The organism is Streptomyces sp. NRRL S-244 (genome assembly GCF_000717915.1).
Taxonomy (GTDB): Bacteria; Actinomycetota; Actinomycetes; order Streptomycetales; family Streptomycetaceae; genus Streptomyces.
On sequence record NZ_JOCX01000015.1, the window covers coordinates 63,953 to 78,143 of the forward strand.

14 protein-coding genes are annotated in these 14,191 nt (G+C 71.9%); 8 read left to right on the forward strand and 6 right to left on the reverse strand.

Annotated elements, in window-relative coordinates:
- Positions 1-11: 11 nt before the first annotated feature.
- The 3 genes from IF02_RS0119875 to IF02_RS0119885 all read right to left on the reverse strand — a co-directional run bounded on the left by IF02_RS0119875 (position 12) and on the right by IF02_RS0119885 (position 4,971).
- Positions 12-632 (reverse strand): GNAT family N-acetyltransferase, encoded by a 621-nt coding sequence (locus tag IF02_RS0119875; protein WP_037836675.1) that lies wholly within the window; start codon positions 630-632, stop codon positions 12-14.
- A 62-nt stretch (positions 633-694) separates the two neighbouring features.
- The gene (locus IF02_RS0119880) at positions 695-2,269 is read right to left on the reverse strand and encodes a serine/threonine-protein kinase (RefSeq protein ID WP_158708516.1); all 1,575 of its coding nucleotides are present in this window, start codon (positions 2,267-2,269) and stop codon (positions 695-697) included.
- Positions 2,270-2,403: 134 nt separating this feature from the next.
- The gene (locus tag IF02_RS0119885; protein ID WP_234318266.1) at positions 2,404-4,971 is read right to left on the reverse strand and encodes a discoidin domain-containing protein; all 2,568 of its coding nucleotides are present in this window, start codon (positions 4,969-4,971) and stop codon (positions 2,404-2,406) included.
- A 197-nt stretch (positions 4,972-5,168) separates the two neighbouring features.
- On the opposite strand from IF02_RS0119885, the gene IF02_RS0119890 reads away from it, so the two are divergent.
- From IF02_RS0119890 to IF02_RS0119905, 4 genes are all read left to right on the forward strand, one after another.
- A complete protein-coding gene (locus tag IF02_RS0119890; RefSeq protein ID WP_158708517.1) occupies positions 5,169-5,780 on the forward strand; it encodes a hypothetical protein in 612 nt (203 codons plus the stop codon).
- Between the two features lie 172 nt (positions 5,781-5,952).
- Positions 5,953-6,786 (forward strand): hypothetical protein, encoded by an 834-nt coding sequence (locus IF02_RS0119895; protein ID WP_037836678.1) that lies wholly within the window; start codon positions 5,953-5,955, stop codon positions 6,784-6,786.
- The gene (locus IF02_RS0119900; RefSeq protein ID WP_030158814.1) at positions 6,783-7,454 is read left to right on the forward strand and encodes a class F sortase; all 672 of its coding nucleotides are present in this window, start codon (positions 6,783-6,785) and stop codon (positions 7,452-7,454) included. Before IF02_RS0119895 ends, IF02_RS0119900 begins: the two co-directional genes overlap by 4 nt.
- Before the next feature lie 148 nt (positions 7,455-7,602).
- The gene (locus IF02_RS0119905; RefSeq protein WP_037836679.1) at positions 7,603-8,400 is read left to right on the forward strand and encodes a hypothetical protein; all 798 of its coding nucleotides are present in this window, start codon (positions 7,603-7,605) and stop codon (positions 8,398-8,400) included.
- An 83-nt stretch (positions 8,401-8,483) separates the two neighbouring features.
- Here the strand turns inward: IF02_RS0119905 and IF02_RS0119910 are convergent, their stop codons facing one another.
- Positions 8,484-9,173: a class I SAM-dependent methyltransferase gene (locus IF02_RS0119910; RefSeq protein WP_051696370.1), complete on the reverse strand. Its 690-nt coding sequence runs from the start codon at positions 9,171-9,173 to the stop codon at positions 8,484-8,486.
- Positions 9,174-9,243: 70 nt separating this feature from the next.
- Here IF02_RS0119910 and thpR point away from each other — a divergent pair, with 70 nt between their 5' ends.
- Together thpR and IF02_RS0119920 are read left to right on the forward strand one after the other, a co-directional pair.
- Complete coding sequence (gene thpR / locus IF02_RS0119915; RefSeq protein WP_030158817.1) at positions 9,244-9,840, forward strand: RNA 2',3'-cyclic phosphodiesterase; 597 nt, start codon at positions 9,244-9,246, stop codon at positions 9,838-9,840.
- Positions 9,841-10,165: 325 nt separating this feature from the next.
- A complete protein-coding gene (locus tag IF02_RS0119920) occupies positions 10,166-10,597 on the forward strand; it encodes a C40 family peptidase (protein WP_420708184.1) in 432 nt (143 codons plus the stop codon).
- A gap of 7 nt (positions 10,598-10,604) precedes the next feature.
- On the opposite strand, the gene IF02_RS0119925 is transcribed toward IF02_RS0119920, so the two are convergent.
- Positions 10,605-11,450, reverse strand: coding sequence for a DUF3626 domain-containing protein (locus IF02_RS0119925; protein WP_030158821.1), 846 nt, complete (start codon positions 11,448-11,450; stop codon positions 10,605-10,607).
- A 114-nt stretch (positions 11,451-11,564) separates the two neighbouring features.
- On the opposite strand from IF02_RS0119925, the gene IF02_RS0119930 reads away from it, so the two are divergent.
- Positions 11,565-12,113 (forward strand): DinB family protein, encoded by a 549-nt coding sequence (locus tag IF02_RS0119930; RefSeq protein ID WP_030158823.1) that lies wholly within the window; start codon positions 11,565-11,567, stop codon positions 12,111-12,113.
- 115 nt (positions 12,114-12,228) lie between these two features.
- Here IF02_RS0119930 and IF02_RS0119935 read toward each other — a convergent pair whose 3' ends face one another.
- The gene (locus tag IF02_RS0119935; RefSeq protein WP_030158825.1) at positions 12,229-13,089 is read right to left on the reverse strand and encodes an NmrA family NAD(P)-binding protein; all 861 of its coding nucleotides are present in this window, start codon (positions 13,087-13,089) and stop codon (positions 12,229-12,231) included.
- Between the two features lie 114 nt (positions 13,090-13,203).
- Here IF02_RS0119935 and IF02_RS0119940 point away from each other — a divergent pair, with 114 nt between their 5' ends.
- A complete protein-coding gene (locus tag IF02_RS0119940) occupies positions 13,204-14,166 on the forward strand; it encodes an AraC family transcriptional regulator (protein WP_051696371.1) in 963 nt (320 codons plus the stop codon).
- The last annotated feature ends 25 nt before the right edge of the window (positions 14,167-14,191 follow it).

Sequence of the window (14,191 nt, forward strand, 5' to 3'; positions counted from 1 at the left end):
TCACGAAAGCCTCAGGCCTCGGCCGGCCGGCTCACCGGCTCACGGCGCATCGCCCAGAGGGTCGGGCCGCCGCCCGGGAGTCGGACCTCGCCGAGCACGGTGAAGCCGAAGTGCTCGTAGAAGGGGAGGTTGGACGGCTTGGAGGATTCCAGATAGACCGGCAGGCCGGCCGCGTCGGCCTTGGCGAGGCCCGAGCGCAGGAGGGCGGCTCCGTGGCCCTGGCCCTGGGCGGCCGGATCCGCGCCGACCACGGCCAGATACCAGTGCGGCTCCTGGGGCCCCTCCCCTGCGGCCGCCTCCGCGGCCTGCCGGAACAGCGGAGCCCGGTCGCCCAGGATCTCCGACAGCTCCTGGATGGTCTCGGCGTCGGGGACGGCCTTGTCCTGTGCGCCCGGCGGAACCCAGAAGGCGGCTGCCGCGTTGGTGTACTCACAGACTCCGTGGCGCACGTACTGCCGGGTGAAGATCGTGCTGAAGTACCGGCCCAGCCCCGCTTCGCGCGCGGCCTCGTCGGGGAAGAACCAGCGCATCATCGGGTCGTCGTCGAAGGCGAGGGCCAGGGTGCGGCCGATCAGTGACGCGTCGTCAATCGTCGCCGTTTTCGGCGTGTTTGTTATCGACATACGGGTCATTCTGCACCCGATGATCTTCAAGGCCGGAGCCAGGGTCGGGTTCGCCGCCCGGGCGGCCGGGCTCAGCGGTTGCGGGTCAGGGCCGCCGGGGCTCCGGCCGACTGGGCGCCTTCGGATTCGAGCGTCAGCCGGTCCGCGGACTCCATCGTCAGCACGTAGAGGTTGCCCTGGGGGCAGTCGAACGTGGCCGCGCGGTCGGTCGGATGGCTGGTCACCGCCGCGAAGACCGCCGTGTTCCCCTTGATCTGCTGGAGTTTGAGGGCCTCCGTGCAGCCCAGATCGCGCCCGGAGGAGACCTCCTTGACGTTGCTGACCTGCTTGCCGACGATGTCGCCCGCAGCCCCGGCGTTCAGCGTGACGGCGACCGCGAACTCACCTGTCCTCGCCCGGGTGATCCCGTCCGCGTCCGGCGTCCCGGGCCCGGTGCCGGACCACGTGCCGACCCACGACTCCGGCAAGGAACCGGCCGTCGACACCGCGGAGGACGAAGGCGCGGACGGTGAGGGCGAGGTGGCGGAGGATCCACCCCGGCGGCCGTCGTCGCCGTTCGACAGCACGATCGCGAGCGTGACGGCCACCGCGAGTGCAGCGCCGCCGGCGGCCGCGCCGATCACCAGGCGCCGCCGAGGGCCCCGCCCGGGCCCGCTCGCCGAGGGTGCCGGAGCGAACGGCGGTGGCGGCGGGGGAAGCGGCGCGGTGCCGGTCCCCGCCGGGGCTCCGGCCGGCGGCTGCGATGCGGTCAGCAGTCGCCGGAGTTCGGCCTCCCGGCGGCCGGCCTCCGCGACCAGGGCCGGCGGCGCCGCCGCGCCCCAGTCCCCCTCCTGCGCCGCGCCGAGCCGGTCCCGTACCTCCTCGGCCGTCGGCCGTGCGGCCGGGTCCTTGGCCAGGCATTCCCGTACCAACGCGAGGAGCGGTTCCGGTACGCCGTCCAGCACGGGCTCGTCGTGCACGATCCGGTAGAGGAGGGCGGGCAGCGACAGCTCCTCGCCGCCCGTCAGGAAGGGACTGCGGCCGGTCGCCGCGTGGACGAGGACCGCGGCCAGCGAGAACACGTCGGCCGGCGACTGTGCCACGGCGCCGGTCGCCTGCTCCGGCGCGAGGAAGCCGGGCGTGCCGATGACCGCGCCCGTCTGCGTATGGCGAGGGTCGCGGACGGCGCGGGCGATGCCGAAGTCGATGAGGAAGGGCCGCTCGGGACCGAGCAGCACGTTCGCCGGCTTGATGTCACGGTGCACGACACCCGCCGCCCGTACGGTGACCAGCGCGGCCGACAGCTCCCGGGCCAGGCACCACAGGGCCGGTTCCGGCAGCGGCCCGTACCGGTGTACCCAGTCGCCCAGCGACGGCGCGGCGATGTACTCCGTCGCCAGCCACTGCGGCAGCACCCCCGGCGGGCTGAAGTCCACCACCGAGACCGTCCACGGGCTGCGCACGCGGTCGTTGGTGCGTATCTCCCGGGCGAACCGCTCGGCGAAGTCCGGCTCCAGACTCAGCTCCCGGTGCACGGTCTTGAGGGCCAGCGGCCGGCCGGACGGCGTCCGGGCCAGGAACACCTCGCCCATCCCGCCCTCGCCGAGCCGCGCCAGCAGGCGGTACCCGCCGATCTCCGGCAGGTCACCAGGCCGCAAAGACTCCACCGACTCCCCCGTCCCCCACGAACGTTGTGCCGGTCCGCGGTGAACGGACCGTCCGGTGGGCCAACTTATCCGACGGGTCCGTACCGCGAGCGGTGTCCGGTCGGCTCTGCGGCCGCCGGACACCGCTCGCGGGATCAGGAGATGGTGATGAACTTCGCGATGCTCGGGACGCCTTGGGCGTCGAGTGCGAAGAGCATGTAGCTGCCCGGCAGGACCACGCCGGTGTCCGACGGTACGGACACCGTGTACGCGCCGGTTCCCGTGGCCGTGGAGACGAGGGGGACCCGCCGCTGGTCGTTGTCGGTGGAGTGGGTCGCGGCAGCTGCGCGCATCAGGACGAACGACGCCACCGGGGCCTGGGTGCTCACCGTCAGCGACGTGCCGGGCGCAGCCCTGGAGGGCACGCCCGCGGTGATGGCGGGACGCGGCTTCGGCGATCCGTCCGCGTTGAGCAGGTACGGCGGTGTGAAGACGGCTCCGTCGGCGTGGTTGGTCGCGCAGTCACCGCACAGGCCACCGCCGCCCGAGAAGATCCGCCCGTCCGGCAGCAGGTTGGCCACGCTGTGGTAGTTGCGCGGGATGGCCATGGTGGCGAGCGGGGTGAAGCGGCCGGTCGCCGGGTCCCACAGCTCGGGCGCCAGCACCGACGTCGCGTCGCTGAAGGGCACCGGATAGGCCTGCCCGCCGAAGACGGCCACCTTGCCGTCGGGCAGGACGACGCTGTTGCCGAAGGCGCGGGCGTGCTCCATGTCCCCGGTACGGGCGGCCCGCACCTCCTGGCCCCCCGAGATGTCCACGGTGTAGGCGCGCCGGGTGGCCGGGGTCTTCTCGTAGGCGGGCGCGCCGCCGAGGGTGAGCAGTTTGCCGATGTCGTACGCGACCGCGTTGCCGGTCATGGCGTCCTGGCTGTCGGCCCGGGTGCCGGCGGCCGTGATGCTGCCCTGGCCGCCGGTGGAGATCCAGTTCATCTGCTTGCTCGGGCCCAGCTGGAGTACCTTGCCGCCCGAAGTGGCGTACAGCCACATGTGGTTGTCGGCCCGGTACGGTCCGGCCGGGTCGGCGGTCAGCGCCGGGGCGGCCGGGACTCCGGGGAGCTTTCGCCACGTACGGGTGTCCGGCGACCAGGCCTCACCGGCCTTGTCGGTGCTCGCGGTCCCGCTCCAGGATCCGCCCAGGACGAAGGCCTCGCCGGTGGAGAGCAGGGTCATCGCCTGGTAGCCGCGGGCGATGTTCATGCTGGTGGTGGCGGACCACTCGTCGGTGGCCGGATCGTAGATGCTCGCCTTTTCGGCGTTGCTCCCGCCGGTGACGAGCACGCGGCCGTCCGCCAGCATCGCTATGCCGGGACAGAACATGTCGTGGCCGGTGTTGTCGATGCGGCGCTGCGTGACCTTGCCGGTCTTCAGGTCCAGGATCGCGGTCTGGGTGTAGCCGTTGCTGCCCCCGAAGCGGTCGACCGCGTACGCGGACCAGGCGAGCAGTTTGTCGCCGGGCAGGGCGGCGGTGGCGACGGGTACCAGGGGGAAGCCGGTGATCCGGTCCCAGGAGCCGTGGACGGCCGGGCTGGCCGGTCCGCTGAGGCGTATCTCCCCGGCCGAGGTCCACGGGCCGCGGGCGCCGGCCTCGGTGGTCACGGTCAGCCGTATGTAGCGCGCGGTCTCGGTGCGGACGAAGGTGGCGGTCTTGACGGTGTCGTCGTCGCGCCAGGTGCCCGCGGCGACCGGCGCGCCGAAGGCCGTGCCGTCGGTGCTGGTGGTGATGGTGTAGGCACCGGCGCGGCCGTTGGCCCAGTCCAGGCGGGGGTGGTAGACGAGGGCGGAGACGGCCGTCGTGCGGTGCATGTCGATGGTGATGCTGTGCGGCAGGGGGGCGGGGCCGGCCGACCACTTGCTGTGCCAGAGGGTGTTGGCGTTGCCGTCGAGCACGTTGGCCGCGCGGCCGTCCTCGCCGCCGGTCTCCTCGTCGCTGGCCGCGGCCGTCCAGCCGGTCCGGGGGAGGTCGACGGTGGCGGCGGGCGTGCCGGGGTCGCCGAGCAGGTTGATCTCGGCGGCGGAGCTCCAGGGGCCGCGGCCGCCGGCTTCGGTGAGCGCGGTCAGTCGTACGAACCGGGCCCCTTGCGGGGCGAACCCGAGCGTCTTGGCGCTGCCGTCGTCCGCGAGGGTGCCCGTGGCGACGGGGCTCGCCGCCGCCCAGTTCTGTCCGTCCGTGCTGAGGGTGATGCTGTACTCGCCGACGCGCCCGTTGGCTCCGTCGGCGCGGGGGAGGTAGACGAGCGCGGAGACGACGGCGGTGCGGTGCATGTCGATGGTGATGGCGTGGGGCAGGGGGGCGGGGGTGCCGGCCCACTTGCTGTGCCAGAGGGTGCCGGTGTTGCCGTCGAGCACGTTGGCCGCGCGGCCGTTCTCACCGCCGGTCTCCTCGTCACTGGCCGTGGCCGTCCAGCCGGTCCGGTCGAGCACCGGAGCCGTGGGTTCCATGGCGTTGGCGGGCGCGATGCCGTGGTGCGGCGACTGCTGCGCGGTCTGCTGGTCGAACGGAACGGGCGCGGGCCGCGGCCCGGGCGCCCGCCCGGCCGCCGCCGGACCGCCGACCCCGAGCCACGGCATCAGACCGATCAGCAGCGAGCCGAGGCCGAAGGCGATGAGCAGGTGGGAGCGGCGTAACGCGCGGGGAAAGGCGAGGAAGCGTCGCCTGTGCTGCAATCTGACCTCCTGGGGTGAACTGGCGCATACCCCACAGAACATAGGCCAGCGGGGTTATAACTCACCTGAAAGCAGAGAGAGTTGGCGCGAAGCTGCATATTCGGCCGGTGAGTGCTGACATTCATCACTTTCTCCCCCGCCTGCACGGCTCGATGCTGGGTGGTGAACGCCATGAAGCGACGGGGTGGAGGGTGTACGTGACAGCGGTGGAGCGGGTGGAGGGGGACGTGACGTTGCGGCCGGGCCGGACCGGGATCGCTCGCGTGTGGGGCGGGGCGCTGTGGGCGGTGCTGCTACGGCGCCGCCGGCCGGAGCCGGGGCTGCGGCACTCCGCCGAGCTGCGACAACTGGTGCTGGTCCTGGCGGCGACTGAGGCCGTCACGGCCGTCCTGCTCTCCACGATGCTGCCGCCCGTCGTCCGGCCGGTGCACGCGGTGCTGGAACTGCTGCTGATACTGGCCGGGCTGGGCCTGGTGGCCGCGGTGGTTCGGCATCCGCACACGGTGGAGGCGGAACGGGTCGTCCTGCGGACCGGGTTCCTGGGAGACGTGACGCTGCCGCGCTCGTCGGTCCGGTCCGTGGCGCCGGTGGTGCGTACCGTTCCGGGCCGGGGTCCGCGGGGCGTGCCGGGTGAGGCGGGGGCGGTGGCCTGTTCGGTGGGAGGCTCGCTGAACGTGGCCCTGCACCTGGCCCCGCCCGTCCGCCTCGACCTGGGTGCCGCCGGGGTCGTGGACGCTGCGACGGTCTACGCCTCGGCCGACTCCTGGACCGCCTTCGCTGCGGCCCTGCGCGCCGCCCCGCGACGCTAGGCCGTACGGGCCCTCGTGCGGGGTCGCTTCGGCTCTCGCCAGATTTTTCAAAGAGGCACCCATCCATGGGCGTCGGCGCTCCGAAGTAGCAGCGAGACCCTCTCCGGGAGCTCGCTTCACCCCCGTACGATCTGCGGTTCCCTCTCCCGGGAGCCGCGGAACAGGAGCGAATGTGATAGCCAAGCGCACTGGTCGCCTCGTGGTGCTCGCCGCCGGGCCCGCCGCCGTGTTCCTGACCCTCGGGCTCTCCGGCCCGGCTCTCGCCGCGGACGGCGGGAAGGCGTACCAGATCGACCTCGCGCAGCTCAACGACTCAGGATCCCGGGGTACCGCCATGCTGAGCATCAAGGGCAACCAGCTGACCGTGCAGATCCAGTCCGAGGGCATGGTGCCCGGACAGCCCTCCGCGCAGCACCTGCACGGCTCGACCAAGGGGCACGACTTCCAGTGCCCGGACGCCAGTGACGACACCGACCGCGACGGGGTCCTCAGCAACACCGAGGCCACCGTCGACTACGGCGACATCAACATCTCGCTCACCACCTCCGGGGACACCAAGGCGGCCAGCGGTCTCGCCGTGGACCGGATGCCCGTCGCCGACAAGCAGGGCAAGCTCTCGTACAAGCGGACGATCACGGTCGCGCAGGACGTCGTCGACCACATCAAGGACCTGCACATCGTGCAGCACGGCATCGACCGCAACCACAACGGCACCTACGACGTCCAGGGGGCCGGCAAGAGCGAGCTCGACCCGAAGCTCCCCCAGGAGGCGACGGCTCCGACCAACTGCGGAATGGTCATGGGCGCGTCGGTGGGCTCCCTCCCGGTCGGCGGCATCGAGACGGGCGGCGGTATCGACACGGGCGGAGGCGCGCCGGAGAGCGCGACGATGCCGGCCGGGGCGGCCCTCGCCGTGTCCGCGGCGGCCGCCGGTGTGGTGTTCCTCGCACGGCGGCGCACCGCGTCGGCCCGGGTCCGTACGGAAACCAAGGGTGCCGCCGCATGAATGCCCGCCGGACCTCCGCAGGCCCTGCGCGCCGCGCCCTGGCCGCCGCCGCCCTGACCCTCGCCACGCTCGTCCTCGCGGGGTGCGCGGGCCAGGGCCCGGCGGCGCCCGCCGCCCCGGCGCACACCGACGCGGGGAGCGCTCCCGCCCCGGCGGCATCCGCGAGCGGCCACCAAGCGCCGCCGAAGGGCGGGGCGCAGGCCCAGCCCGCCCTGGCCCGGTCGGAACCGCAGAAGATCGCCATCCCGTCCCTCGGCCTCTCCAGCACCCTGGAGACGCTGCGCCAGAACCCCGACGGCACGATGCAGACGCCGAAGAACCCCGGCCTCGCGGGCTGGTACGAGCCGGGCCCCACACCCGGCTCCCAGGGCCCGGCCGTGATCGCCGGCCATGTCACGTGGAACGGAGCGGCGGCCGTGTTCGAGAAGCTGAAGACGATGAAGAGCGGTGACACCATCCAGGTGACCAGGCAGGACAACAAGACGGCCACGTTCACGGTGGAACGCGTCGCCGAGTACCCGAAGGCCGAGTTCCCCACCCTCGAGGTCTACAAGAACCTCGACTACGCGGGTCTGCGCCTGGTCACCTGCGGCGGCGACTTCGACCCGAAGAAGCACTACTACGACAGCAACGTGGTGGTCTTCGCCCGCATGACGAGCACCGCGTAGGCCAACGAGCGGCCGACGTCGCCGGAGAGCCCGCCGCACCCGCCGCACCGCTCGGACGACGGGCTCTCCGATGCCCGGCAGGCTGCCCTCGCCGTCACGGAACCACCACCGAATGGCCCCGTGGGCCGCGCTCGCGCACCCTGGAAGGGTGAAGACCGAAGGGCCCGCCACGGCCCGCGGCGCCGTCGCGGGATTCCTGGAGAATCCCGTCATCGGCATGGCGCCGTGGATCATCTTCTCGCTCGTGGTCGGGCCGGGCAGGTTCGAGATCGCGGTCGTACTCGCCCTGGCGACGACGATCGTGCTGGTCGGGGCCGGGCGGATCGTCAACAGGGGCAGCTCGTGGAAGCTGCTGGAAATCGCCGACCTGGTCTTCTTCACGGTCCTCGCCGTCGTCGGCCTCCTCGCGAGCGACGGCACCCTGCGGTGGCTGGAGACATACGCGGGCGAGGTGTCCAACATCGCCCTCGCCGTGATCGCCTTCGGCTCCATGGCGATCCGCATGCCGTTCACCCTCCAGTACGCGCGGGAGCAGGTCGATCCGGAGTACTGGAACAAGCCCACGTTCCTACGGACCAACTACCTCATCACCGGGGTGTGGGGGCTGGCGTTCCTGGTGGCCGCCGCCGCGGGCGCCTACGGGGACCTGGTGCTGCACAATCCGAACAACATCTGGACCGGATGGATCATCCAGATCCTGGCCATCGTGGCGGCCCTGAAATTCACCGCCTGGTACCCGGACGTCGCACGCGCCCGGGCCCTGCGCGAGGCGGGCCGGCCCGGCCCGGAGCCGCCTCGCCTCGCCGGGATGTTCGTACCCCTGGCCGGACTGCTGGTGCCGATCGGGATCGCCGTCCTGATCTTCGACAGCAACGTGTGGTGGCTCGGCGTGGCGCTGATCGTGGGTGGAGGCATGCTCACGAAGCGCTTGACCGCACACCACTGATCCGAGGCCGTCGGGGGCTCGCGAGACCGGCGCCCGCGTGCGCCGGTGTCGTGAGGCGGGCGCGGGCTTCAGGTACCGGCGCGTCAGACGTGGGCGATCAGCGCGTACCTCTCGTCGGTGACCGGTCCGCCCCACAACTCGGAGGCATCGCCGAGCGGTTCGACGTGCAGGCGGGCGGCGAGGGGACGGACGGCGGCAGCCAGGTCCGCGGCGGTGATGCCGCCGTCCCAGGGCAGTGACCCGGCTCCTGCGACGTACGGTGTGCCGCCCTGTCCGGATTCCCGCCACCGGCCCTCGACCAGGACCAGCCGCCCACCGGGCCGCAGCCGGGCGGCCCATGCGCGCAGCGCGGCCCGGGGGTCGGGCAGGGTCCACAGCAGGTGGCGGGAGAGTACGACGTCGTACTGCTCCTGCCCGGTCGGCGGGGCGCCGGCGTCGCCGACCAGGAACCGGGCCGCGAGACCCGCGGCCGCGAGCTTGGCCTCGGCCTGTGCCACCATCTGCGGCGCCAGGTCCACGCCGGTGACGCGGTGCCCCGCCTCGGCGAGCAGCAGCGCCAGGGACCCGGTGCCGCAGCCGACGTCGAGGACGTCGGCCGGCGCCCGGGGCACCCAGGAGGACAGGAGCCGGGCCCACCCCGCACGGGTGTGTTCCTGGCGCAGGCCGTGGTCCGGTTCCTCGTCGAACGTGGCAGCGGCGGCGTCCCAGTACGCGGCGATGGCGGAGGTGCGGTCGGGCGCGGGATCGGGCGTGGTGTCGGGCACGGCGTTCATCATGCCCGCCGCACGCGGGGGCGGGGGGCGGAAGATGACTGGATCGCCGCGGTGCGGTACGAAGTCCCTCGTGAACGATCAGATCCAGCCCCCGTCCGCCGCCGCGACCGTCCGCGTGTTCATCGCCCTCGCCCCGCCCGACGACGCCAAGGAGGAGCTGGCACGGGAACTGCGGCCCTCCTACCGCGCCTACCCGGGCATGCGGTGGAACCGCATCGAGGACTGGCACATCACGCTGGCCTTCCTCGGCGAACTCCCCGTCGCCTCGGTCCCGCTCCTTCAGCCGCCGCTCGCCGTCCTCGCGGCAGCGCACCGGCCCCTGGAACTGGCGCTGCGCGGCAGCGGGCACTTCGACCAGCGGGTCCTGTGGAGCGGGATCGACGGGGAGGTCGAAGGGCTGCACGTGCTCACTTCCCAGGTCCGTGCGGTCGTCAGGGAATGCGGCATCGCCTTCGAAGACCGGCCGCTGCGCCCGCACTTGACGCTGGCCCGCGCCCGCCGCAGCGATCCGTCCAGCACCTTGGAAGTCGCGGCCACGCTGGCCGAGTTCACCGGCCGCACGTGGCCGGCCGAACGTCTGCACCTGGTCGGCAGCAACATAGGCCGCGGCCCCGGCCCGATCCACTACCGCGACATCCAGTCCTGGGAATTCACCGGCCGGCCTTGAGCCGCGAGCTCCCGAACCCCCGAACCAGGGCTGGACGCCGAGCGCGCCCGTATGGCGTACTCCCCCGCCTGCCGATCCCGTAAATAACTCATGCGTATAAACTCGGACGATTTTACTCAACCGAGATCCTTGAAGGCGTGTCCGATGGCAGCAACTTCGCGCCGATCGGACAAAACTGGTCCGCCATCGGGAGCCAAGACGCAATGTCACCGACGCAGAACCTGAACCGGGACTGTTTCAGCAACACAATGCGGAGGTATCACGATTGAGCTACATCAGGACGGACAACCGAAAACGCTCCGCCGACCAGTTGACGACCCGCCGTATCGCCACAGTGCTCACGTTCTCCGTCATAATCTCCCTGGCCAGCTTCACCGGCCCCGCCGCCGAGGCCCAGGCGGCCTCCCCCTATGGCGCCAAGGCGGTCGCAATCGCCGCGTCCAAGCGGGGTGCGCCCTACGTGTACGGAGCGACGGGGCCCAAGGAATTCGACTGCTCGGGCCTCACGCTCTACGCCTTCCGCAAGGCCGGCCGGGTGCTTCCCCGCACCGCCGACGAGCAGTACGAAAACACGCGCCACATCGGCCGCGTTCAGCGCGTACCGGGTGATCTCGTATTCTTCCCCGCAGGCGCGACCATAGGACACGTGGGAATCTACGCCGGTCACGACAAGATCTGGCACGCCCCAAGGCCGGGCACGCGCGTACGACTCGAACGCATCTGGAGCGGAAACGTGCGCTACACCCGCGCCACCTGAGCGGCAGTCACTGATCCCAGGGCGCTCCGAAACGCGCGAGGCAGTGCCACACCCTCTTGATCGCCTGCGGATCGTGGTCACCCGCCCGAGCGGCATCTCCGAGTATGCGGGGATCAAGGACGCCGTCGACCGCGATCCGGGTGCCCAATTCGACGTACTCCTGGCCCCGGTAGCCGGGACGGAGGCGGAGCTCGTCGACCGTGAGCCGGAATCCGAGGTGCCATTCCAGGGGGCAGTCAAGACGGCCGGCGGCCTCCTCCACGGCCGTGTCCTGGAAACAGGGGTCCAGAACCAGTGCCTCCACATCGCGGTCCAGCCGGACCGGCCCGTGCACCTGCGCCTCGATGTAGTCGTCGAGTGCGTCCTGACTGTCGGCCCGGGCGAGCTCGATCAGCCCCATGCGGTCGGCGACGCCGAAGTCCGACGGTTCGAGGAAGCTGTCCGGGTAGCAGAACGTGGTCCGCATCAGCGTGTCGGCAGTGAGCCGGAAGTGAGCGGAACCGAAACGCGGCGCCGCGCCGACCGCCTTGTCGCGGAAGTTCAACCCCCCGTAGGCGGGACGGGCATGAGCGGGTTCCGCATCGTAGGCACCGTTGAAGATCCTGCTCTCCCAGCGCCACCGGTCTCCGCCGGGGTGGGCCGTCAGGCCGCCGTTGCTCGTTCCGGTGACGAACTGCGAGTGATAGACCTCGTCGTCGACCATGGCGTCCAGCACCGCCCGGCCGTGTGCCACACGGTCGGGGTGGAAGTTGAGGGTCACCCGCAGCGAGGCGTCGGCCGGAGGGCCCGAAGACAACTCCGCGACATGACGAAGGGCTCGGTCCTGTGGCGTCTGGAAGGCTTCGGAACTCATTCGGACAGTGTTTCCCGAACCGATCATCTGCTGCGCTTCATTTTCCCCTCCTGGCGGCCTGGCGGTGGCGCCTCGGCTTTAGACTCGCGCCGTCCTCGATCAGGAAGGCACACGATGAACGGCTCACCCGCCCCCAAGCACTACTCGCCCTTGTGGAGCGGCGACACCCGCCGCACTCCGCCCTTCGTGGGCAGCGAGCGCGAAACGCTGGAAGCCACCCTGGACTGGTACCGGGAGACCTTCGAGCTCAAGTGCGCCGGCCTCTCCCAGGAGCAGCTGTCCGCGAAGGCCGTGCCGCCGTCCACGCTGTCCCTGCACGGACTGGTACGGCACCTGGGCGGCGTCGAGCGCTGGTGGTTCCGGATCCAGTTCGCCGGCGAGGACGTACCGATGCTCTACTACTCCGACGACGACCCCGACCAGGACTTCGAGAGCCTGGACGGTGACGCCGCCGAAGCCTTCGCCGTCTGGCGGGCGGAGTGCGAGCGGTCCCGGCAGATCACCGCCGCCGCGGCGTCGCTGGACGACACGGGGATCCGCAAGAGCACCGGCGACCCGATCTCACTGCGCCGCATCCTGGTGGACATGATCGCGGAGTACGCCCGGCACAACGGGCATGCGGACCTCCTGCGCGAATGCATCGACGGCGCCACGGGGAGGTGACCTGGCCTCGACCCGGGCTCATCCGCGGCGAGCGGCAGGCGCGCCCGGCGGCGACCGCCCGGCCGTGGACCGCGTACGAACGGGCCGAGCGCCTCGTGACCCGGTCGGGCGCCGGTCACGAGGTCCCCGCCGGGAGGCTCCAGGCGTGGGCGTTGCGGTGCGCGAAGTCCGCGAAGCGGGTCGGCGGGGCCCCCGTGACCTTGAGGACGTCGTCGTTGGGGCGCGCGCCGTGGCCGGAGGCGATCGTCCCCGTCAGCCAGCGGAGCATGACGGAGTAGTCGGCGGGGACCGCGCCGGCCGCCACGGCGCCGCCGATCCAGGTGCCGCTGTCGATGTCGACGTGCGTGACCGGTCGGCCGGCGACGCGCGCGACGGCGGCGGCGACCTCGGCCATCGTGAGCGCTTCGGGGCCGGTGGGCTCGTACGTCGCGCCCGCGTGGGCGTCGGGGTCGATCAGCGTCTCGGCGGCGACCGCGGCGATGTCCGCGGCGTCGACGAACGCCTCCGCGCCGCCCGCCGTCGGGACCGTGATCGCGCCGTCCATGACGGGCAGGTGCCCGTCGGCGAAGTTCTGCATGACCCAGGCGGGCCGGATGACCGAGGCGGTCATGGCCCGGCGTCCCATGAGGTCGAGCTCGACGGCCCGGATGTCGACTTCCGGCGGGGCCTGGTCGGCGCCGTACGCGCTCAGGTACGTGACGTGCCGTACCCCCGCCGCCTCGGCGCGGTCCAGGAAGCCGGACACCAGCCGGGCGTACGCGACCCGCAGGACGGGCGTGACGAGGTAGATGCGGTCGACGCCGGCGAGGGCGGGGCCGTGCGTGGCGGTGTCGTCCCAGTCGAACGGCACGTCTGCGCCGCGGCGCGCAGCGGTTCGCGCGTGGTGGCCCCGTTCGGCGAGCTTCTTCGCGAGGAGCGACCCGGTCCGGCCCGTACCGCCCAGTACCAGCGTGGTCTGCCGTGAGGTGTTGGTCATGAATCCCACGATCCAATCAAGGAGGGAGGGAATCAATGCGCACATCGCGCGTCTTCTTTACGCCAGGCGCTCACTTTCTTGACCGCGAAGTCAGCATCGGCAGACACTCGTCCCATGGACCTCCTACAGGATCACCTGACGAGGGCGCGCGCTTCGGGCGGTGTCTTCGCCCGGACGGTGGCCGAGCCCCCGTGGGGGCTGCGGCTGTCGGGCAGCATCCAGCTGGCGCTGCACGCCGTCGTCCAGGGGCGGGCGTGGCTCTGGCTCGACGATCCGCAGGATGCCCTCGAACTGGCCCCCGGCGAGCTGGCACTCGTACGGGGCGGGCTCGATCACCACATCGCCCATGAGCCCGGGGCCGCGTGCCTGGAGCCGGAGGACTTCAAAGCGCGGCACGCCGGCCCCGACTCCGATGACCGGCAGGCGCAGCGGAGCACCGTGTTCCTGTGCGGCGCCTATCAGTTCTCCGGCGACGTCGGGGAAGGCCTGCTCGGGGCATTGCCCCAGGTCCTGCCGCTGTCCGCGGCCGTCGGCGATCCCCTGCACGATGTCATCGGCGTGGTCTCGCGGGAGCTGGCCGCCGCCGAGCCCGGGCAGCAGACCGTACTCGACCGGCTCCTCGACGTCCTGCTGGTCCTCGCGATCCGTACGAGCTTCAGGACGAGCGGCAACGCGCCCCGCTGGTTCCGCGCTTCGGCCGATCCCCGGCTGGGCACGGCGCTGCGGGCCATGCACGACGATGCGGCCCGTCCGTGGACGGTGCCCGAACTGGCGGAGCTCAGCGGGCTGTCGAGGGCGGCGTTCGCGCGGAGCTTCCAGCGGGCACTCGGCCAGGCCCCGATGCAGTACTTGACCGACTGGCGCATGACGGTCGCGCGAGACTGCCTGCGCGCTGGTCAGCCGACGCTCGCGGAGGTCGCCGAACGCACCGGCTACGGCTCCCCGTACGCCTTCGCGGCGGCCTTCCGCCGCCACCACGGGCTGCCGCCCGGGGTGTGGCGCCGACAACAGGAGGAACAGACGGCCCTGTTGGCTGCCGGTACGGGAACGGGCGGCGACGGAGTCCACTTCGTCTGAGGACCCGGGGCCGGAGGGTGAGGCG

What these genes read in the sequence shown, in the direction of transcription:
- IF02_RS0119930 (WP_030158823.1), top strand. Translation starts at nt 11,565, where the DNA reads ATGAACGGCTCACCCGCCCCCAAGCACTACTCGCCCTTGTGGAGCGGC.
- IF02_RS0119875 (WP_037836675.1), bottom strand. Translation starts at nt 632, where the DNA reads ATGACCCGTATGTCGATAACAAACACGCCGAAAACGGCGACGATTGAC.
- IF02_RS0119925 (WP_030158821.1), bottom strand. Translation starts at nt 11,450, where the DNA reads ATGAGTTCCGAAGCCTTCCAGACGCCACAGGACCGAGCCCTTCGTCAT.
- IF02_RS0119910 (WP_051696370.1), bottom strand. Translation starts at nt 9,173, where the DNA reads ATGAACGCCGTGCCCGACACCACGCCCGATCCCGCGCCCGACCGCACC.
- IF02_RS0119900 (WP_030158814.1), top strand. Translation starts at nt 6,783, where the DNA reads ATGAATGCCCGCCGGACCTCCGCAGGCCCTGCGCGCCGCGCCCTGGCC.
- IF02_RS0119940 (WP_051696371.1), top strand. Translation starts at nt 13,204, where the DNA reads ATGGACCTCCTACAGGATCACCTGACGAGGGCGCGCGCTTCGGGCGGT.
- IF02_RS0119935 (WP_030158825.1), bottom strand. Translation starts at nt 13,089, where the DNA reads ATGACCAACACCTCACGGCAGACCACGCTGGTACTGGGCGGTACGGGC.